This is a genomic window from Streptomyces mobaraensis (assembly GCF_020099395.1).
Lineage (GTDB): Bacteria > Actinomycetota > Actinomycetes > Streptomycetales > Streptomycetaceae > Streptomyces.
Window position 1 is genome coordinate 4,628,317 of record NZ_CP083590.1, and the last position, 19,423, is coordinate 4,647,739.

The following is a 19,423-nucleotide window of genomic DNA, read 5'->3' on the forward strand; positions in this document are numbered from 1 at the left end:
TCCTCGTCCCTCTGTGTGTGTGAGGCGCTCAACCCCCGATCCGGCCCCGATTCGTCCCTGATTCGCCCCGGGTTCGTCCCTGGTTCTTCCCTCCGACGGCCGTCCGGCGCCGGAACGGGCGGTGGGTCCGGGTAGGTTTGGGTACCTGTACCGGACCTGTACCGGACTCCAGGAGGGTGAGACGTGGCTGATCTGTCGCAGCTCGTGAAGGCGTACGACGTGCGTGGTGTGGTCCCCGACCAGTGGGACGAGGCGCTCGCCGAGCTCTTCGGCGCTGCCTTCGCCAAGGTGACGGAGGCGGACGCGATCGTCGTCGGGCACGACATGCGGCCCTCGTCCCCGGGGCTGGCCCGGGCCTTCGCGCGCGGCGCCGCCGCCCGGGGCGCCGACGTCACGGAGATCGGGCTCTGCTCGACCGACCAGCTGTACTTCGCCAGCGGCCATCTCGGCCTGCCCGGCGCCATGTTCACGGCCAGCCACAACCCGGCGCAGTACAACGGCATCAAGATGTGCCGCGCCGGCGCCGCCCCCGTCGGCCAGGACACCGGCCTCGCCGAGATCCGCGCCCTCGTGGAGGACTGGTCGGAGAACGGCGCCCCCGAGCCCGTCGCCACCCCCGGCACTCTGTCGGAGCGGGACACCCTCGCCGACTACGCCGCCCACCTGCGCTCCCTGGTCGACCTCGGCCGGATCCGGCGGCTCAAGACCGTCGTGGACGCCGGCAACGGCATGGGCGGCCACACCGTCCCCACCGTCCTGGAGGGCCTGCCGATCGACCTGATCGCCCTCTACTTCGAGCTCGACGGGACGTTCCCCAACCACGAGGCCAACCCCCTCGACCCCAAGAACCTGGTCGACCTCCAGGCCAAGGTCCGGGAGACCGGCGCCGACATCGGCCTCGCCTTCGACGGCGACGCCGACCGCTGCTTCGTCGTCGACGAGAACGGCGACCCCGTCTCCCCGTCCGCGATCACCGCCCTGGTCGCCGCCCGCGAGCTCGGGAAGCACCCCGGCGGCACGGTCATCCACAACCTGATCACCTCCTGGTCGGTGCCCGAGGTCGTCAAGGAGCAGGGCGGCAAGCCCGTCCGCACCCGCGTCGGACACTCGTTCATCAAGCAGGAGATGGCCCGCACGGGCGCCATCTTCGGCGGCGAGCACTCCGCGCACTACTACTTCCGCGACTTCTGGAACGCCGACACCGGCATGCTCGCCGCGCTGCACGTCCTCGCCGCCCTCGGCGGCCAGGACAAGCCGCTCTCCGAGCTCGTCCGCGAGTACGACCGCTACGCCGCCTCCGGCGAGATCAACAGCACCGTCGCCGACCAGCCGGGCCGGGCCGCGGCCGTCCGCGCCGCCTACGCGGACCGCGACGACGTCGAGCTCGACGAGCTGGACGGCCTCACCGTCACCGCCGCGGACTGGTGGTTCAACCTCCGCGCCTCCAACACCGAACCGCTGCTGCGGCTCAACGTCGAGGCCCGTGACGCGAAGACGGTCGCCCGGGTCCGCGACGAGGTCCTCGCCATCGTCCGCGCCTGAGCGGCGCCGGCCCGGGCGGTCTTCCCGCCGGACGTCACCACGGGTGACGTCCGGCGGTACCCTGACCGCACAGAGACGCACACCTCCCGAAGGGAACCCCCATGCCGCTCGAAGCCGGCCTCCTGGAGATCCTCGCCTGCCCGGCCTGCCACGCGCCCCTGCGGCAGGAGGCGGACGCCTCCGGCGAGACCACCGAGCTGGTGTGCGAGAGCGAGAGCTGCGCCCTGGCGTACCCCGTCCGCGACGGCATCCCCGTCCTCCTGGTGGACGAGGCCCGACGCCCCCACTGAGCCGCGCCGCCCCGGCCGGCACCCCGCACACCACGGCGATCGGAGCTGATCAACGGTGTTCGACGAGTCTCTCCTCGATGACCCCGACGCCCTCTCCCGCGCCGACGTCCACGGCCTGCTGCGCGGCGCCGCCGAGTCCGGCGCCCGGGTCCGGACGGCCGCCCGCAACGCCGACGAGGCGGGCATCGGGGCCCTGCGCCCCGACGGGCGCCCGCGCGCCGTCCTCGTCGTGGGACCCGGCCCGGCCGCCGCCTCGACGGCCGAGCTGCTGGGCGCGCTCGCCGGCGGCGGCTGCCCCGTCGCCCACCTGCGCCCCACCGGCGTCGCGGCCGCGCCCGGCGCCCTGCGCTGGACGCTCCCCGGCTGGACCGGCCCCCTCGACCTGCTCCTCGTCGTCAGCCCCGACGGCACCGAGCCCGGCCTCGCCCTGCTGCTGGAACAGGCGTACCGCCGCGGCTGTTCCGTCGTCTGCGTCACCCCGGCCGGCACCCCGCTCGCCGACGCCACCGCCCAGGCCCGCGGCCTGGCCATCCCGCTGACCAGCACCCCGTACGAGGCCACGATGGCCGGTGATGACGTCCCCGCCCGCCCCGAGAACGGCGAGAACGTCCTGCCGACCGGCCCCGGCACGCTCTGGTCCCTGCTCACCCCGCTGCTCGTGCTCGCCGACCGCGTCGGCCTGTTCGAGGCGCCGCGGCCCGCCCTCGACGCGCTCGCCGACCGGCTCGACCGGCTCGCCGAACGCTGCGGCCCGGCCACCGCCACCTACGGCAACCCGGCCAAGACGCTCGCCGCCGAACTGGCCGACAGCCTTCCGCTCATCTGGACCGAGGGCGACCTCGCGGGCGCCGCGGGACGCCGCTTCGCGACCGTCCTCGCCGCCCTCGCCGGCCGCCCGGCGCTCGCCGCCGACCTGCCCGAGGCGCTCACCGCGCACAGCGCCCTGCTCTCCGGCTCCTTCGCCGCCGGGGCCGACCCCGACGACTTCTTCCGCGACCGCGTCGAGGACCCCGAGGCGCTGCACGCCCGGGTCGTCCTGCTGCGCGAACGCGCCCCCGACATCACCTCGGCCGTCCCCGGCGCCCGCGATCTCGCCCTGCACCGGGACACCCCGGTCAGCGAGCTGGAGGCCGCCGAAGGCGCGAGCCCCCTGGAGACCGCCGCCGAACTGCTGGCCGTCACCGACTTCGCCGCCGTCTACCTGGCCCTCGCCGGTACCCCCTAAGCCGCCCCGCGAGCCGGAGCGTGCCCGCGCGCCGGGCACCCCGGCCCCTTACGCACCGCGCCGGACCCGTCCGCACAGTCAGGAACCGCCCCCTATGGACCGCCTCGCCAACACCGTGCGCCCCTACGCCTGGGGCTCCACCACCGCGATCCCCGGTCTCCTCGGCACCCCGGTGACCGGAGAGCCCCAGGCCGAGCTCTGGATGGGCGCCCACCCCGGCGCCCCCTCGCGCGTCGACCGGGGCGACGGGCCCCGGCCGCTCACCGACGTCATCGCCGCCGACCCCGAGCGCGAGCTCGGCGCGCCGGCCGTCCGCGCCTTCGGCCCCCGGCTCCCGTTCCTGCTCAAGCTGCTCGCCGCCGCCGCCCCGCTCTCCCTCCAGGTGCACCCCGACAGCGCCCGCGCGGAGGCCGGCTTCGCCGCCGAGGAGGCCCGGGGCATCCCCCTCGACGCACCCCACCGCACCTACAAGGACCCGCACCACAAGCCCGAACTCCTCTGCGCCCTCACGCCCTTCGACGGCCTGTGCGGCTTCCGCGACCCGGTGCGGACGGCGGACCTGTTCGCGGCCCTGGGCGTCGACGCCCTCAAGCCGTACGTCGACCTGCTGCACGCCCACCCCGCGTCCGACGCGCTCCGCGAGGTCCTGACCGCCATCCTCACCGCCGACCGCGCGGCGATCGCCGAGACCGTCGCGCAGGCGACCACCGCGGCCGAACGGCTGGCCGGCGAGGACGGCCCGTTCCGGGACGACTGCGCCGCCTACGCCTTCGTCGCCCGCCACTACCCCGGCGACCCGGGCGTCCTCGCCGCGATGCTCCTCAACCACGTCCGCCTCCAGCCCGGCGAAGCCCTCCACCTCGGCGCCGGCGTGCCGCACGCCTACCTGGACGGGTTCGGCGTCGAGATCATGGCGGGCTCCGACAACGTGCTGCGCTGCGGGCTGACGCCCAAGCACGTCGACGTCCCCGAACTGCTGCGCGTCGTCCGCTTCGAACCCACCGTCCCGGCCGTGCTCCGGCCGGAGGCCGGGCCGGACGAGGAGGAGGTGTACGACGCGCCCGTCGACGAGTTCCGCCTCTCCCGGCGCGTACGGGCCGCCGGCGCGCCGCCCGTACGCCTGGACGCGCCCGCTCCGCAGATCCTCCTGTGCACCGCCGGCACCGCCCGCCTCAGCGGTGACGAGGGCGAACTGGAGCTGGCCCGGGGCGAGTCCGTGTTCGTCCCGGCGGGGGAGCACGTGGAGCTGCGGGGGGAGTGCACGCTCTTCCGCGCCACGGTCGCGGTCTGAAGGCGACCCGGCCGTCCCTGCTGACACAATGGCCCGCCGAAGGCGGCAAAGAAACAGCAAAGACCCTCGCGGTGCGTCCGTGATGGCCCGTGGTGGAAGGGACACCCCGTACGTATGAGTGCTCAAGGCGGAACGAAGGCCATCGTCGCCGCGCTGGGGGCCAATATGGCCATCGCCGTGGCGAAGTTCGTCGCCTTCGCGTTCAGCGGCTCGTCGTCGATGCTCGCGGAGGGCGTGCACTCGGTCGCCGACTCCGGCAACCAGGCGCTGCTGCTGATCGGCGGGAAGAAGGCGAAGAAGGCGGCGAGCGAGGAGCACCCCTTCGGCTACGGCCGCGAGCGGTACGTCTACGGCTTCCTCGTCGCCATCGTCCTGTTCACCATCGGCGGCGTCTTCGCCCTCTACGAGGGCTACGAGAAGATCAAGAACCCGCACGAGCTCGACAACTGGTACTGGCCGGTGGGCGTCCTCGTGTTCGCCGTCGTCGCCGAGGGCTTCTCCTTCCGCACGGCCGTCGCCGAGTCGAACGAACTGCGCGGCCGGCAGTCCTGGAAGCAGTTCGTCCGCACGGCCAAGGCCCCCGAGCTGCCCGTCGTCCTGCTGGAGGACTTCGGCGCCCTCGTCGGCCTGGTCCTCGCGCTCTGCGGCGTCGGCCTCACCGTCGCCACCGGCGATGGCGTCTGGGACGGCATCGGCACCCTCTGCATCGGCGCCCTCCTCGTCCTCATCGCCCTGGTCCTGGCCGCCGAGACCAAGTCCCTGCTGCTCGGCGAGGCCGCCGGACCCGAGCAGGTCGCCCGCATCCGCGAGGCCGCCGTCGACGGCGCCACCGTGACGGGCGTCATCCACATGCGCACCCTCCACCTCGGCCCCGAGGAACTCCTCGTCGCCGCCAAGATCGCCGTACGCCACGACGACACCGCCGCCGACGTGGCCCGCGCCATCGACGCCGCCGAATCCCGCATCCGCGCCGCCGTCCCCATCGCCCGCGTCATCTACCTCGAACCCGACGTCTACAGCGAGACTGCAGCAGCGGCGGGCCCGGACCCGGCGGCGACACCGGGGGGCCCGGGACACTGAGCCCGGTACTCGCTCCAGCCGGTGGTGCAGGGGGGCGCACTTCAGCCCGTCCGGCGTTTGAGGACGACGCGGCGAAGCCGCGATGCCGCGGGCGAGGGCCGGCTTTCAGCCCGTCCGGCGTTTGAGGACCTCGCGGCGAAGCCGCGATGCCGGGGGTCCGGGGCACAGCCCAGGAAGAAACGGTGAAAGGGCGGGGCTGGGGCACCACCCCGTCCGGGCCTCAGCGCAGCTCACCGAGCACCCCCAGAATCCCCGGAACATCCGGCGCCGCCAGCAAACGGCCCCGGAACCCCGAATCCATCAGCTTCCGGGCCAGCCCCGTCAGAATCCGCAAATGCTCCTCATCCGCCCCCTCCGGCACGGCGACGGCGAAGAGCAACCGCGCGGGCACACCGTCCGCCGCCCCCCAGTCGACCCCCTCGGCCGACCGGGCGAAGGCGACGACCGGAGCCGCGACCGCGTCGGTCCGGGCATGGGGAAAGGCGACGGCTTCCCCGGCCCCGGTGCCGCCCTGCGCCTCCCGGGCGAGCAGAGCGGCCACCAGGGCGTCGCCGTCCAGCACCGAGCCACCCGCGGCGAGCAACTCGGCCAGCTCCGGAATGGCCTCCTCCTTGCGCCGCGCGGCAAGCCAGGGCCGAACGGTCCGCCCGGTCAGCCGCCCACCGAGCACGGCTTCACCGGCGGCCGGAGACGACGCGGACGACACAGACGGCACAGACGACGCGGACGCGGCGGCGCGCCCCGATGAGCCGGCCCCCGCCGCCGGAGCCCCCAGCGCCATCAGACTCACCGTCGCCAGCGCCGTGACGACCGCCCCCATCCCCATGGCGACGAAGAACATCGGCACCCCGCCCACCGCCCCCACCACGGCCACGACCGGCCCACCGTGCGGCACCGCGTCGGTGACCGTCGCGAGCCCGGCGATGGCGCCGGCCACCGCCCCGCCCAGCATGTTGGCCGGGATCACCCGCGCGGGCCGCGCCGCGGCGAACGGGATCGCCCCCTCGGTGATCCCGAAGAAGCCCATGACCAGCGCCGCCGACCCCGCCTCCCGCTCCTGCGCGCGGAACAATCCGCGCCGCAACAGCGTCGCCAGCCCCTGCCCCAGGGGTGGGACGGGGATGGCGGCGGCGCAGATGCCCATCACCTCGGGGCTGTGGGAGACGAGCCCGGCCCCGAAGAGGAAGGCCGTCTTGTTGACCGGGCCGCCCATGTCGAACGTGATCATCAGCCCCAGGAGCACCCCCAGCACCGCCGCGCCCGCGCCGGTCAGCCCGGCGAGCCCGTCGGTGAGGCGGTCGAAGACCCAGGAGACCGGCCCGCCGAGCGCGTAGACGAAGAACAGGCCGAGGACGGACGTGGCCAGCACCGGGATGACGATGACGGGCATCACCGGCCGGACGGAACGCCGCACCGGCACCTGTCTGATCGCGAGCACCAGCCACCCGGCCAGAAAACCGGTGACGATGGCACCCAGGAATCCGGCGCCGGAACGCGAGCCGTAGAGCGCGCCGTCGTTCGCCAGCCACCCGCCGACCATGCCCGGCACCAGCGCGGGCCGGTCGGCGAGCGCGTAGGCGATGTAGCCGGAGAGCACGGGCAGCATCAGCGCGAAGCCGATTTCGCCGATCCGGTGGACGTGCTCCCAGAACGACCCGGCGGGGATCTCCAGCCCGTGCGGCCCGGCCCGGCCGCCCAGCGCGAGCGAGACGGCGATCAGCAGCCCGCCGGTCACCACGAACGGGATCATGTACGAGACACCGTTCATCAGCGCCCGGTAACCGACGGCACCGGCCGCACGACCGGAGCCGGCCGCACCGCCGGGGAACGCAAGCCCCGGAAGGCCGGTACCCGCACCCCCTCCGGCCTCCCGCGCCCCGCCGGCCGTGCGGTGCACGGGCGCGTCCCGCACCTCCCGGATCAGCCGTTCCGGTTCGCGGATGCCCTCGCCCACACCGGTGACGAGCACCCGCTTGCCGTCGAACCGGGCCAGGTCGACGTCCTTGTCGGCGGCGACGATCACCCCGTCCGCCACCGCGATCTCCCGGGCGGTCAGGACGTTCTCCGTGCCGATGGAGCCCTGTGTCTCCACGCTGATGCGGTGCCCGAGCGCCTCGGCGGCCTGGACCAGCTGCTCGGCGGCCATGTACGTGTGCGCGATGCCCGTCGGGCAGGCGGTCACGGCGACCAGCCGGAGCGGCGGCCCGCCGCCGCCACGGCATCCCGTCGTCCTCCCGGAGGAATCGGCCGGACCGGTCACGGGTCTCCTTCCCAGCAGCTCGCCGGCGGCTTCCCGGCGTCGCACCCTTCGCTCGCATCCTTCACAGGCGGGCGCTGGATTCCGGGGAGGCGAGGCCGTTCGGCGCGGCCGGCGCCGAAACCCCACCACCTCCCGCGGCCCCGCACGACCCCGCAGGCCCCTCGGACCTCCCGCGGGCCCCGACGATCCGTCACCAATCGACCGCCGGCGGGCCCGGATCCCCAGAAGGGGCTGGGGATCCGGGGGCCGTCCGGTGTAGATTCGGACGCGGTGCCAGACGTCGCTGCTGATGGCGGTCGGGCGGTTCGCACGACGGGCCGGCCGAGGGAGAGAGGACCTCCGACGGACTGCGCTGCGGCCAGGTGTGACGTGCGCGTGTCGAAGAGACCCGACACGCACGACAACCTGTCCGTCGCACGGCCGTACCCACACTCTCGCTCGCCCTTCAGGAGGAGCAGCCCGTATGACCACCACCTCCACCGGCCAGGACTTCAAGGTCGCGGACCTTTCCCTGGCGGCATTCGGCCGTAAGGAGATCACCCTCGCCGAGCACGAGATGCCCGGTCTGATGGCGATCCGCAAGGAGTACGCGGAGGCGCAGCCGCTGGCAGGCGCCCGCATCACCGGCTCGCTGCACATGACCGTGCAGACGGCGGTGCTGATCGAGACCCTGGTGGCGCTGGGCGCGCGGGTGCGCTGGGCGTCCTGCAACATCTTCTCCACCCAGGACCACGCCGCCGCCGCTATCGCGGTGGGCCCGAACGGTACGCCGGACGACCCGCGGGGCGTCCCCGTCTTCGCCTGGAAGGGCGAGACGCTGGAGGAGTACTGGTGGTGCACGGAGCAGGCGCTGACTTGGCCGGACGCCCCCACCGGCGGCCCGAACATGATCCTGGACGACGGCGGTGACGCCACGCTGCTCGTGCACAAGGGCGTCGAGTTCGAGAAGGCCGGCGCGGCCCCGGACCCGTCCACGGCGGACAGCGAGGAGTACGCCCACATCCTCACGCTGCTGAACCGCACGCTGGGAGAGAACCCCCAGAAGTGGACGCAGCTGGCGTCGGAGATCCGCGGTGTCACCGAGGAGACCACCACCGGCGTCCACCGCCTCTACGAGATGCAGTCGGCGGGCACCCTGCTCTTCCCGGCGATCAATGTCAACGACGCCGTCACCAAGTCGAAGTTCGACAACAAGTACGGCTGCCGCCACTCCCTCGTCGACGGCATCAACCGCGCCACCGACGTCCTCATCGGCGGCAAGGTCGCGGTCGTCTGCGGCTACGGCGACGTCGGCAAGGGCTGCGCGGAGTCGCTCCGCGGCCAGGGCGCCCGCGTCATCGTCACCGAGATCGACCCGATCTGCGCCCTGCAGGCGGCGATGGACGGCTACCAGGTCGCCACCCTGGACGACGTCGTGGAGACCGCCGACATCTTCATCACCACGACCGGCAACAAGGACATCATCATGGCCTCGGACATGGCCAAGATGAAGCACCAGGCCATCGTCGGGAACATCGGCCACTTCGACAACGAGATCGACATGGCCGGCCTCGCGAAGATCCCCGGCATCGTCAAGGACGAGGTCAAGCCGCAGGTCCACACCTGGACCTTCCCCGATGGCAAGGTCCTCATCGTGCTGTCCGAGGGCCGCCTGCTGAACCTGGGCAACGCGACCGGCCACCCGTCCTTCGTGATGTCGAACTCCTTCGCCGACCAGACCCTGGCCCAGATCGAGCTCTTCACCAAGCCGGAGTCGTACCCGACCGACGTCTACGTGCTGCCGAAGCACCTGGACGAGAAGGTCGCCCGGCTCCACCTCGACGCGCTCGGCGTGAAGCTGACGACCCTCCGCCCGGAGCAGGCGGAGTACATCGGCGTCAAGGTCGAGGGTCCGTACAAGCCCGACCACTACCGTTACTGACGGCTCTCTCGGCGCCGGCGGTCCTCCCGGCCGCCTTCGCGGCAGACGCGGTACGCCTGGCATACAAGGCATCCACGTCATACGCGGCGCCGAGAGCCACAGCAGCGTCAGCAGCCGGCCCACCAGCCGGCCGGCCAGGCCCCTGCCCCCGCGGCGGGGGCCTGGCCCGTTCGTGTCAAGGAACCCTCCATGCCCCGCGGCCGCTACTCGCTCCACGATCCGCACGACCACACCCCCCTCGGTGAGGAACGCTTCCAGTGCGCCACCGGCCCGTCCGGCTGGCGCTATGTCTCCACGACCACTCACGCGTCCGGCGCACCGGCCGGCTCGGTCGACCTGGCGATCGACGCGCTGGGCCGGCCCATCCGCCTTCAGCTCCGGTCCGCCGACTGGCAGGTGCGGGCGGCGGCACTCGACGGCGTCACCTGGGTCCGCACGGACCCGTCCGGCGAACACGCGACGGAGGGCAACGTCCGGGCCCACGCCTTCACCGGGGCTTCCCCCGCCTTCCACGTGGCCCTCGCCCGGCTGCTCCGTCTCACCCCCGGTGGCCCCCCGGCCCGCGTCCGCCTGGTCTCCTTCACCGCCCCCGTGCTCGCCCCCCTCACCGTCGACCAGTCGTGGTCCCTGGTCAGCAGGACACCACACCCCACTGACAACGGGACCCTCGAAGTGGACGAGTACCAGGTCAACGCCCTCGACACGGGTGAGCGCCACACGGTCCACCTGGCCGGCGACGTGGTCCTGTCCGCGCCGGGCATCGAGTTGGAGGAGCTGGAGAGCCCGCCGTCGGTGTTCGACTGAGCCCGAGGGCTGGTAGGGTTTCCTTCTGCCTCACAAACCTGTTGACACGGGTGGGTGGGGGAGGTAGATTCGAACGGTTGGGGCCGACTGGACCTAGTCGCCGCCAACGGTTAGCATCTACATCGCTTCGAGTCGTGAGCATCGCTCACATTGATCGCGAAGCTCCTCGACTCCCTCAGAAGGAAGCGAATCGGCCGTGAAATCGGCCCGCTGAAAATCTGATAAAGTCGGAATCGCCGGAAAGCGAAAGCGAGAAGGCGAAACCCCGCTCCAACAGGGGGCCGGAAACGGAATTCGAACCGGAAGCGGAACGGAAAACGGATCTGGTAAGGTTGGAAACACCGAAGGGAAGCGCCCGGAGGAAAGCCTGAGAGAGTCTCTCGGGTGAGTACAAAGGAAGCGTCCGTTCCTTGAGAACTCAACAGCGTGCCAAAAGTCAACGCCAGACTATAAAACAACCCCGTCCACGGATCCTTGTGGTTCTGGATGAGGTTCCTTTGAAAAACACAGCGAGGACGCTGTGAACGGCCGGGCTTATTCCGCTTGGTCGTTCCGCTCTCGTGTGTGTGCACCGGATGACCGGTAAACATTCACGGAGAGTTTGATCCTGGCTCAGGACGAACGCTGGCGGCGTGCTTAACACATGCAAGTCGAACGATGAACCTCTTTCGGGAGGGGATTAGTGGCGAACGGGTGAGTAACACGTGGGCAATCTGCCCTGCACTCTGGGACAAGCCCTGGAAACGGGGTCTAATACCGGATACGACTACTGACCGCATGGTTGGTGGTGGAAAGCTCCGGCGGTGCAGGATGAGCCCGCGGCCTATCAGCTTGTTGGTGGGGTGATGGCCTACCAAGGCGACGACGGGTAGCCGGCCTGAGAGGGCGACCGGCCACACTGGGACTGAGACACGGCCCAGACTCCTACGGGAGGCAGCAGTGGGGAATATTGCACAATGGGCGAAAGCCTGATGCAGCGACGCCGCGTGAGGGATGACGGCCTTCGGGTTGTAAACCTCTTTCAGCAGGGAAGAAGCGAGAGTGACGGTACCTGCAGAAGAAGCGCCGGCTAACTACGTGCCAGCAGCCGCGGTAATACGTAGGGCGCAAGCGTTGTCCGGAATTATTGGGCGTAAAGAGCTCGTAGGCGGCTTGTCGCGTCGGATGTGAAAGCCCGGGGCTTAACCCCGGGTCTGCATTCGATACGGGCAGGCTAGAGTTCGGTAGGGGAGATCGGAATTCCTGGTGTAGCGGTGAAATGCGCAGATATCAGGAGGAACACCGGTGGCGAAGGCGGATCTCTGGGCCGATACTGACGCTGAGGAGCGAAAGCGTGGGGAGCGAACAGGATTAGATACCCTGGTAGTCCACGCCGTAAACGTTGGGAACTAGGTGTGGGCGACATTCCACGTCGTCCGTGCCGCAGCTAACGCATTAAGTTCCCCGCCTGGGGAGTACGGCCGCAAGGCTAAAACTCAAAGGAATTGACGGGGGCCCGCACAAGCAGCGGAGCATGTGGCTTAATTCGACGCAACGCGAAGAACCTTACCAAGGCTTGACATACACCGGAAAGCGCTAGAGATAGTGCCCCCCTTGTGGTCGGTGTACAGGTGGTGCATGGCTGTCGTCAGCTCGTGTCGTGAGATGTTGGGTTAAGTCCCGCAACGAGCGCAACCCTTGTTCTGTGTTGCCAGCATGCCTTTCGGGGTGATGGGGACTCACAGGAGACTGCCGGGGTCAACTCGGAGGAAGGTGGGGACGACGTCAAGTCATCATGCCCCTTATGTCTTGGGCTGCACACGTGCTACAATGGCCGGTACAATGAGCTGCGATACCGTGAGGTGGAGCGAATCTCAAAAAGCCGGTCTCAGTTCGGATTGGGGTCTGCAACTCGACCCCATGAAGTTGGAGTTGCTAGTAATCGCAGATCAGCATTGCTGCGGTGAATACGTTCCCGGGCCTTGTACACACCGCCCGTCACGTCACGAAAGTCGGTAACACCCGAAGCCGGTGGCCCAACCCTTGTGGAGGGAGCCGTCGAAGGTGGGACTGGCGATTGGGACGAAGTCGTAACAAGGTAGCCGTACCGGAAGGTGCGGCTGGATCACCTCCTTTCTAAGGAGCACATAGCCGACTACGAGCGAATGACTCGTACGGTTGCTCATGGGTGGAACGTTGACTATTCGGCACAGTCTTGAGGGACTTGTTAGTACTGCTTCGGCGTGGAACACAGGGTCTGGAGAGGCTGGGTCGGGCACGCTGTTGGGTGTCTGAGGGTGCGAGCGTGAGCTTGTTGCCTTCGGTCCGGCCCCGGTAAAGGTCCGCCTGTTGGCGGGTTGTGACGGGTGGCTGGTCGTTGTTTGAGAACTGCACAGTGGACGCGAGCATCTGTGGCCAAGTTTTTAAGGGCGCACGGTGGATGCCTTGGCACCAGGAACCGATGAAGGACGTGGGAGGCCACGATAGGCCCCGGGGAGCTGTCAACCAAGCTGTGATCCGGGGGTGTCCGAATGGGGAAACCCGGCAGTCGTCATGGGCTGTCACCCGCTGCTGAACACATAGGCAGTGTGGAGGGAACGCGGGGAAGTGAAACATCTCAGTACCCGCAGGAAGAGAAAACAACCGTGATTCCGGGAGTAGTGGCGAGCGAAACCGGATGAGGCCAAACCGTTTGTGTGTGATACCCGGCAGGGGTTGCGCAGGCGGGGTTGTGGGATCTCTCTTTCATAGTCTGCCGGCTGTGAGACGAGTCAGAAACCGTAGTGATAGGCGAAGGACATGCGAAAGGTCCGGCGTAGAGGGTAAGACCCCCGTAGCTGAAATCATTGCGGCTCGTTTGAGAGACACCCAAGTAGCACGGGGCCCGAGAAATCCCGTGTGAATCTGGCGGGACCACCCGCTAAGCCTAAATATTCCCTGGTGACCGATAGCGGATAGTACCGTGAGGGAATGGTGAAAAGTACCGCGGGAGCGGAGTGAAATAGTACCTGAAACCGTGTGCCTACAAGCCGTGGGAGCGTCGCACAAGGAGCTTGCTTCTTGTGTCGTGACTGCGTGCCTTTTGAAGAATGAGCCTGCGAGTTTGCGGTGTGTTGCGAGGTTAACCCGTGTGGGGAAGCCGTAGCGAAAGCGAGTCCGAATAGGGCGATTGAGTAGCGCGCCCAAGACCCGAAGCGGAGTGATCTAGCCATGGGCAGGTTGAAGCGGAGGTAAGACTTCGTGGAGGACCGAACCCACCAGGGTTGAAAACCTGGGGGATGACCTGTGGTTAGGGGTGAAAGGCCAATCAAACTCCGTGATAGCTGGTTCTCCCCGAAATGCATTTAGGTGCAGCGTCGTGTGTTTCTTGCCGGAGGTAGAGCACTGGATAGGCGATGGGCCCTACCGGGTTACTGACCTTAGCCAAACTCCGAATGCCGGTAAGTGAGAGCGCGGCAGTGAGACTGTGGGGGATAAGCTCCATGGTCGAGAGGGAAACAGCCCAGAGCATCGACTAAGGCCCCTAAGCGTACGCTAAGTGGGAAAGGATGTGGAGTCGCAGAGACAACCAGGAGGTTGGCTTAGAAGCAGCCACCCTTGAAAGAGTGCGTAATAGCTCACTGGTCAAGTGATTCCGCGCCGACAATGTAGCGGGGCTCAAGCGTACCGCCGAAGTCGTGTCATTGCAGTACATACCTTTAACGGGGACTGTGATGGGTAGGGGAGCGTCGTGTGCCGGGTGAAGCAGCCGCGGAAGCGAGTTGTGGACGGTTCACGAGTGAGAATGCAGGCATGAGTAGCGATACACACGTGGGAAACGTGTGCGCCGATTGACTAAGGGTTCCTGGGTCAAGCTGATCTGCCCAGGGTAAGTCGGGACCTAAGGCGAGGCCGACAGGCGTAGTCGATGGACAACCGGTTGATATTCCGGTACCCGCTTTGAAACGCCCAATATCGAATCAGGCGATGCTAAGTCCGTGAAGCCGTTCCGGACCCTTCGGGGAATGGAAAGTGGTGGAGCCGACGATCCAGACTTGTAGTAGGTAAGCGATGGGGTGACGCAGGAAGGTAGTCCAGCCCGGGCGGTGGTTGTCCCGGGGTAAGGGTGTAGGCCGTGTGGTAGGTAAATCCGTCACACGTTAAGGCTGAGACCTGATGCCGAGCCGATTGTGGTGAAGTGGATGATCCTATGCTGTCGAGAAAAGCCTCTAGCGAGTTTCATGGCGGCCCGTACCCTAAACCGACTCAGGTGGTCAGGTAGAGAATACCGAGGCGTTCGGGTGAACTATGGTTAAGGAACTCGGCAAAATGCCCCCGTAACTTCGGGAGAAGGGGGGCCATGTCCGGTGATGGGTCTTGCACTCTGAGCTGGGTGTGGCCGCAGAGACCAGCGAGAAGCGACTGTTTACTAAAAACACAGGTCCGTGCGAAGCCGTAAGGCGATGTATACGGACTGACGCCTGCCCGGTGCTGGAACGTTAAGGGGACCGGTTAGCTCTGTTTCGACAGGGCGAAGCTGAGAACTTAAGCGCCAGTAAACGGCGGTGGTAACTATAACCATCCTAAGGTAGCGAAATTCCTTGTCGGGTAAGTTCCGACCTGCACGAATGGCGTAACGACTTCTCGACTGTCTCAACCATAGGCCCGGTGAAATTGCACTACGAGTAAAGATGCTCGTTTCGCGCAGCAGGACGGAAAGACCCCGGGACCTTTACTATAGCTTGATATTGGTGTTCGGTTCGGCTTGTGTAGGATAGGTGGGAGACTGTGAAGCATGCACGCCAGTGTGTGTGGAGTCGTCGTTGAAATACCACTCTGGTCGTGCTGGATGTCTAACCTGGGTCCGTGATCCGGATCAGGGACAGTGTCTGGTGGGTAGTTTAACTGGGGCGGTTGCCTCCTAAAGGGTAACGGAGGCGCCCAAAGGTTCCCTCAGCCTGGTTGGCAATCAGGTGTTGAGTGTAAGTGCACAAGGGAGCTTGACTGTGAGACCGACGGGTCGAGCAGGGACGAAAGTCGGGACTAGTGATCCGGCGGTGGCTTGTGGAAGCGCCGTCGCTCAACGGATAAAAGGTACCCCGGGGATAACAGGCTGATCTTCCCCAAGAGTCCATATCGACGGGATGGTTTGGCACCTCGATGTCGGCTCGTCGCATCCTGGGGCTGGAGTCGGTCCCAAGGGTTGGGCTGTTCGCCCATTAAAGCGGTACGCGAGCTGGGTTTAGAACGTCGTGAGACAGTTCGGTCCCTATCCGCTGTGCGCGTAGGAGTCTTGAGAAGGGCTGTCCCTAGTACGAGAGGACCGGGACGGACGAACCTCTGGTGTGCCAGTTGTTCTGCCAAGGGCATGGCTGGTTGGCTACGTTCGGGAGGGATAACCGCTGAAAGCATCTAAGCGGGAAGCCTGCTTCGAGATGAGGACTCCCACCCACTTGATGGGGTAAGGCTCCCAGTAGACGACTGGGTTGATAGGCCAGGTGTGGAAGACCGGTAACGGTTGGAGCTGACTGGTACTAATAGGCCGAGGGCTTGTCCTCAGTTGCTCGCGTCCACTGTGTTGGTTCTGAAACCACGAACAACCAAAGTGCCGGTTGTTTGAAATTGTTTCATAGTGTTTCGGTGGTCATAGCGTTAGGGAAACGCCCGGTTACATTCCGAACCCGGAAGCTAAGCCTTTCAGCGCCGATGGTACTGCATGGGGGACCGTGTGGGAGAGTAGGACGCCGCCGAGCAAAATTTGATAGTAAGCCCTGGTAGGGAGCATCGCTCCCTGCCAGGGCTTACTTGCGTTTGCACCCCCATACGACCAATGACGACCAATGGGGCCGGCCCCGCCCCGAGGGCGCCTTCGCGCCCCCGGGTAGCGAGTATGCGGTGGAAGAGAACGGGTCAGTCGGAGGTCGTGGCGCGGATGAGTTCCACGTCCAGCGACTCGCGGCGAATCCGCTGGTCCAGATAAATCAGCGCCGTCACGCCGGCCATAAACGGCAGGGCGACCGTGGAACTGATGACGGCACCCACACCGCTAATGATCAAGGAAGGCCAGGTGACGGATGTGCCGGAATCAAGATCGCCAATAGTGATCAATTGAATGGCGCTGACCGGAATCTGCACGACCATGGTGATCGCGGATATGACCAACAGGGCGACGACCTGCACTCCGAGAATCCGCCACCAAACTCCCCGGACCAGCTTCGCGCTCCGTCGCAGGGACTCCGTCACGCGCTGCTTTTCCAGCATCAGCGCCGGTGCAGCGAGGGAGTAGCGGACCCAGAGCCACACCATGGCCACCAGCCCGGCCAGCGAGCCCAGCAGGGCGAGCGCGATGCCGGCGGAGTCCGCTCCGGCCGCGAGAAGGAGCAGGCCCGGGACCGCGCCGAGGGCGAAGACGCCGAGGAGCATCAGCGGGATCAGACACAGCAGCCCCGCCATCCGGGCCAGTTGGGGACGCGCGGCGCGCCATGCCTCCGCCGTGCTGACGGGCCGTCCGAGAACGGCCCTGCTCACCACGACCGTCAGGATCGACGAGGCGAGGATCGACCCGACGAGGCCGGCGATCATGGTGATGCCCAGCGCCCCCAGACTGTCCTTCATGGTGTCCAGCACCTGTTGCGAAGTGGCGTCGTCCCGCAGATCGTCCAGCGCCTGGCCGTCCTTCAGCCACAGGCCGTTGGCCACCGTCGTCGCGGCCTGGGTCACCAGGGCGATGCCGAAGGAGACCGGCAGCACCGTCCGCCAGTACCGGGACAGGGTCGCGAACGAGCCCTGGAGGATCTCGCCCAGGCCCAGCGGGCGCAGCGGGACGACACCGGGCTGTGGGGCGTGCGGCAGGGGTGCCCAGTGGCGGTTGCCCCAGCCGGGGCCGTTCTGCCACCCAGGGGGCGGCGGGGGGCCGGGAGGGCCGGGCGGGTGGGGTCCGGGCGAGTTCCGGCCCGGAGAGTCGTTCATGGTCTGTCGCTCCTTCTGGGCCCGCGTGCCGGTGCGGCGTCCGAGCCGTACTCCGACATCGTGTCACGGGGGAGCGGGGTCGCTCCGGGCCCGTAAAGCGGCCCGGAGGGTCTTGGCGGAAGCCTGACGGAGGTGGCGGTGGGGCGTGCGGTGACCGGTTCGGGACCCCCGTCGGCGCCCCCTGGCCTCATAAGGGGGAGAGAAGCGAGAGGACCTTCAATAGTCGCCCCGGGACGGGGCAGACTGGGTGAATGGCCGATCAGTACGCGCGACCTTCGGATGCCGCTGCTCTTTCCGCCACCCCGCCCCTCCGCTGGGAGGAGCCACCGGAAGGGCCCGTGATCGTCCTCCTGGACCAGCGGCGCCTGCCCGCCGAGGAAGTGGAGCTGGTCTGCACGGATGTGCCGGCCCTCGTCGACGCCATGCAGACGCTCGCCGTGCGTGGGGCTCCGCTGCTGGGAGTGGCCGGTGCGTACGGTGTGGCGCTGGCTGCGGTGCGCGGGTTCGACGTGGAGGAGGCCGCCGAGATGCTGGCCCGTGCCCGTCCCACCGCGGTCAACCTCGCGTACGGCGTCACCAGGGTGCGTGACGCCCACCGGGCCGCGGCTCGGAAAGACCGTGGTGACGGGCGGGCCGCCGCGGCGGCCGCGCTGGCGGAGGCGCGGGCGGTGCACCGGGAGGACGCGGAGGCCAGTGCCAGGATGGCCGAGCACGGGGTCGCCCTGCTCGAAGAGCTGCTGCCGGGCGGTGGCTACCGCATCCTGACCCACTGCAACACCGGAGCCCTGGTCTCCGGCGGCCAGGGCACGGCGTTCGCCGTCGCCGGGGCCCTGCACGGCGCGGGGCGGCTGCGGCGGCTCTGGGTGGACGAGACGCGTCCGCTGCTCCAGGGCGCGCGGCTGACCGCGTACGAGGCGGCCCGTGCCGGGATGGCGTACACGGTGCTCACGGACAGTGCCGCGGGCTCGCTGTTCGCCGCCGGGGAGGTGGACGCCGTCCTCGTGGGCGCGGACCGGATCGCGGCGGACGGTTCGGTGGCCAACAAGGTGGGCAGCTATCCGCTCGCCGTGCTGGCCCGCTATCACCACATCCCGTTCGTGGTGGTGGCGCCGAGCACGACGGTGGACCTCGGCACGGAAGGCGGCGCGGATATCGAAGTGGAGCAGCGGCCCGGCCAGGAGGTCACCGAGATCCCTGTTCCGCCGCAGGCGGCGGGCGTGGGAGCCGGGACGGGAGTGCCGGTGGCGCCGCTGGGAGCGCAGGCGTACAACCCTGCGTTCGACATCACACCTCCCGAGTTGATGACCGCGATTGTCACGGAAAACGGGGTTGTTTCCCCCGTGACGAAGGCCGGTCTGGCGGAGCTGTGTGACAGGTCACGATCGGGTAATGGGATGATGTCGATATGAAGGGACGCGTCCTTGTCGTCGACGACGACACCGCACTGGCCGAGATGCTCGGAATTGTGCTTCGTGGTGAGGGTTTCGAGCCGTCGTTCGTAGCCGACGGTGACAAGGCACTCGCCGCTTTTCGCGAGGCCAAACCCGATCTTGTTTTGCTTGATCTGATGCTGCCCGGCCGGGACGGTATCGAGGTGTGCCGGCTGATCCGTGCCGAATCCGGTGTGCCGATCGTGATGCTGACGGCGAAGAGCGACACCGTCGACGTGGTGGTCGGTCTGGAGTCCGGGGCGGACGACTACATCGTCAAGCCGTTCAAGCCCAAGGAGCTGGTGGCCCGGATCAGGGCCCGGCTGCGGAGATCGGAGGAGCCGGCTCCCGAGCAGCTGACCATCGGCGACCTCGTCATCGACGTGGCGGGCCACTCCGTGAAGCGGGACGGGCAGGCGATCGCCCTGACGCCGCTGGAGTTCGACCTGCTGGTGGCGCTGGCCCGGAAGCCGTGGCAGGTGTTCACGCGCGAGGTGCTCCTGGAGCAGGTGTGGGGATACCGGCACGCGGCCGACACCCGGTTGGTCAATGTGCACGTACAGCGGTTGCGCTCGAAGGTCGAGAAGGACCCCGAGCGCCCGGAGATCGTGGTGACCGTGCGCGGCGTCGGCTACAAGGCCGGGCCGAGCTGA

Annotated in this window: 11 protein-coding genes and 3 rRNA genes; 12 read left to right on the top strand and 2 right to left on the bottom strand. The window is 68.1% G+C overall.

Annotated features, from left to right (window positions below):
* The first annotated feature begins 183 nt into the window (after nucleotides 1-183).
* From K7I03_RS20225 to K7I03_RS20245, 5 genes are all read left to right on the top strand, one after another.
* Entirely contained in the window at nucleotides 184-1,542 is a 1,359-nt protein-coding gene (locus K7I03_RS20225) for a phosphomannomutase/phosphoglucomutase (protein WP_185945644.1), read from the top strand.
* A gap of 101 nt (nucleotides 1,543-1,643) precedes the next feature.
* Nucleotides 1,644-1,832: a Trm112 family protein gene (locus K7I03_RS20230; RefSeq protein ID WP_185945645.1), complete on the top strand. Its 189-nt coding sequence runs from the start codon at nucleotides 1,644-1,646 to the stop codon at nucleotides 1,830-1,832.
* A gap of 55 nt (nucleotides 1,833-1,887) precedes the next feature.
* Nucleotides 1,888-3,057, top strand: a complete 1,170-nt coding sequence (locus tag K7I03_RS20235) for an SIS domain-containing protein (RefSeq protein WP_185945646.1) — start codon at nucleotides 1,888-1,890, stop codon at nucleotides 3,055-3,057.
* A 94-nt stretch (nucleotides 3,058-3,151) separates the two neighbouring features.
* Nucleotides 3,152-4,348, top strand: coding sequence for a mannose-6-phosphate isomerase, class I (gene manA / locus K7I03_RS20240; RefSeq protein WP_185945647.1), 1,197 nt, complete (start codon nucleotides 3,152-3,154; stop codon nucleotides 4,346-4,348).
* Nucleotides 4,349-4,462: 114 nt separating this feature from the next.
* Nucleotides 4,463-5,428 (top strand): cation diffusion facilitator family transporter, encoded by a 966-nt coding sequence (locus K7I03_RS20245; RefSeq protein WP_185945648.1) that lies wholly within the window; start codon nucleotides 4,463-4,465, stop codon nucleotides 5,426-5,428.
* 220 nt (nucleotides 5,429-5,648) lie between these two features.
* Here K7I03_RS20245 and K7I03_RS20250 read toward each other — a convergent pair whose 3' ends face one another.
* Nucleotides 5,649-7,688 carry a fructose-specific PTS transporter subunit EIIC gene (locus tag K7I03_RS20250; protein ID WP_185945649.1) on the bottom strand — a complete coding sequence of 680 codons (2,040 nt, stop codon included), beginning with the start codon at nucleotides 7,686-7,688 and terminating at the stop codon, nucleotides 5,649-5,651.
* A 463-nt stretch (nucleotides 7,689-8,151) separates the two neighbouring features.
* On the opposite strand from K7I03_RS20250, the gene ahcY reads away from it, so the two are divergent.
* The 5 genes from ahcY to rrf all read left to right on the top strand — a co-directional run bounded on the left by ahcY (nucleotide 8,152) and on the right by rrf (nucleotide 16,124).
* Nucleotides 8,152-9,609, top strand: coding sequence for an adenosylhomocysteinase (gene ahcY / locus K7I03_RS20255; RefSeq protein WP_185945650.1), 1,458 nt, complete (start codon nucleotides 8,152-8,154; stop codon nucleotides 9,607-9,609).
* Between the two features lie 189 nt (nucleotides 9,610-9,798).
* Nucleotides 9,799-10,413, top strand: a complete 615-nt coding sequence (locus tag K7I03_RS20260) for a hypothetical protein (RefSeq protein WP_185945651.1) — start codon at nucleotides 9,799-9,801, stop codon at nucleotides 10,411-10,413.
* Nucleotides 10,414-11,002: 589 nt separating this feature from the next.
* Nucleotides 11,003-12,528, top strand: a 16S ribosomal RNA gene (locus K7I03_RS20265).
* Nucleotides 12,529-12,805: 277 nt separating this feature from the next.
* Nucleotides 12,806-15,929: ribosomal RNA gene (locus tag K7I03_RS20270) — 23S ribosomal RNA — on the top strand.
* Between the two features lie 78 nt (nucleotides 15,930-16,007).
* Nucleotides 16,008-16,124 (top strand): 5S ribosomal RNA (rrf, locus tag K7I03_RS20275).
* Together the 16S, 23S and 5S rRNA genes form the textbook arrangement of a ribosomal RNA operon.
* 157 nt (nucleotides 16,125-16,281) lie before the next feature.
* On the opposite strand, the gene K7I03_RS20280 is transcribed toward rrf, so the two are convergent.
* Nucleotides 16,282-17,340 carry a glycerophosphoryl diester phosphodiesterase membrane domain-containing protein gene (locus K7I03_RS20280; protein WP_221903260.1) on the bottom strand — a complete coding sequence of 353 codons (1,059 nt, stop codon included), beginning with the start codon at nucleotides 17,338-17,340 and terminating at the stop codon, nucleotides 16,282-16,284.
* Nucleotides 17,341-17,591: 251 nt separating this feature from the next.
* On the opposite strand from K7I03_RS20280, the gene mtnA reads away from it, so the two are divergent.
* Nucleotides 17,592-18,749, top strand: a complete 1,158-nt coding sequence (gene mtnA / locus K7I03_RS20285) for an S-methyl-5-thioribose-1-phosphate isomerase (protein ID WP_185944151.1) — start codon at nucleotides 17,592-17,594, stop codon at nucleotides 18,747-18,749.
* A complete protein-coding gene (gene mtrA / locus K7I03_RS20290; RefSeq protein WP_004946863.1) occupies nucleotides 18,746-19,423 on the top strand; it encodes a two-component system response regulator MtrA in 678 nt (225 codons plus the stop codon). The genes mtnA and mtrA overlap by 4 nt, the downstream gene beginning before the upstream one ends.

Excerpts from the sequence above, each read along its gene's own strand:
- K7I03_RS20230 (WP_185945645.1), top strand. The coding sequence starts at position 1,644 with ATGCCGCTCGAAGCCGGCCTCCTGGAGATCCTCGCCTGCCCGGCCTGC.
- mtnA (WP_185944151.1), top strand. The coding sequence starts at position 17,592 with ATGGCCGATCAGTACGCGCGACCTTCGGATGCCGCTGCTCTTTCCGCC.
- mtrA (WP_004946863.1), top strand. The coding sequence starts at position 18,746 with ATGAAGGGACGCGTCCTTGTCGTCGACGACGACACCGCACTGGCCGAG.
- K7I03_RS20260 (WP_185945651.1), top strand. The coding sequence starts at position 9,799 with ATGCCCCGCGGCCGCTACTCGCTCCACGATCCGCACGACCACACCCCC.
- K7I03_RS20280 (WP_221903260.1), bottom strand. The coding sequence starts at position 17,340 with ATGAACGACTCTCCGGGCCGGAACTCGCCCGGACCCCACCCGCCCGGC.
- manA (WP_185945647.1), top strand. The coding sequence starts at position 3,152 with ATGGACCGCCTCGCCAACACCGTGCGCCCCTACGCCTGGGGCTCCACC.
- K7I03_RS20245 (WP_185945648.1), top strand. The coding sequence starts at position 4,463 with ATGAGTGCTCAAGGCGGAACGAAGGCCATCGTCGCCGCGCTGGGGGCC.
- ahcY (WP_185945650.1), top strand. The coding sequence starts at position 8,152 with ATGACCACCACCTCCACCGGCCAGGACTTCAAGGTCGCGGACCTTTCC.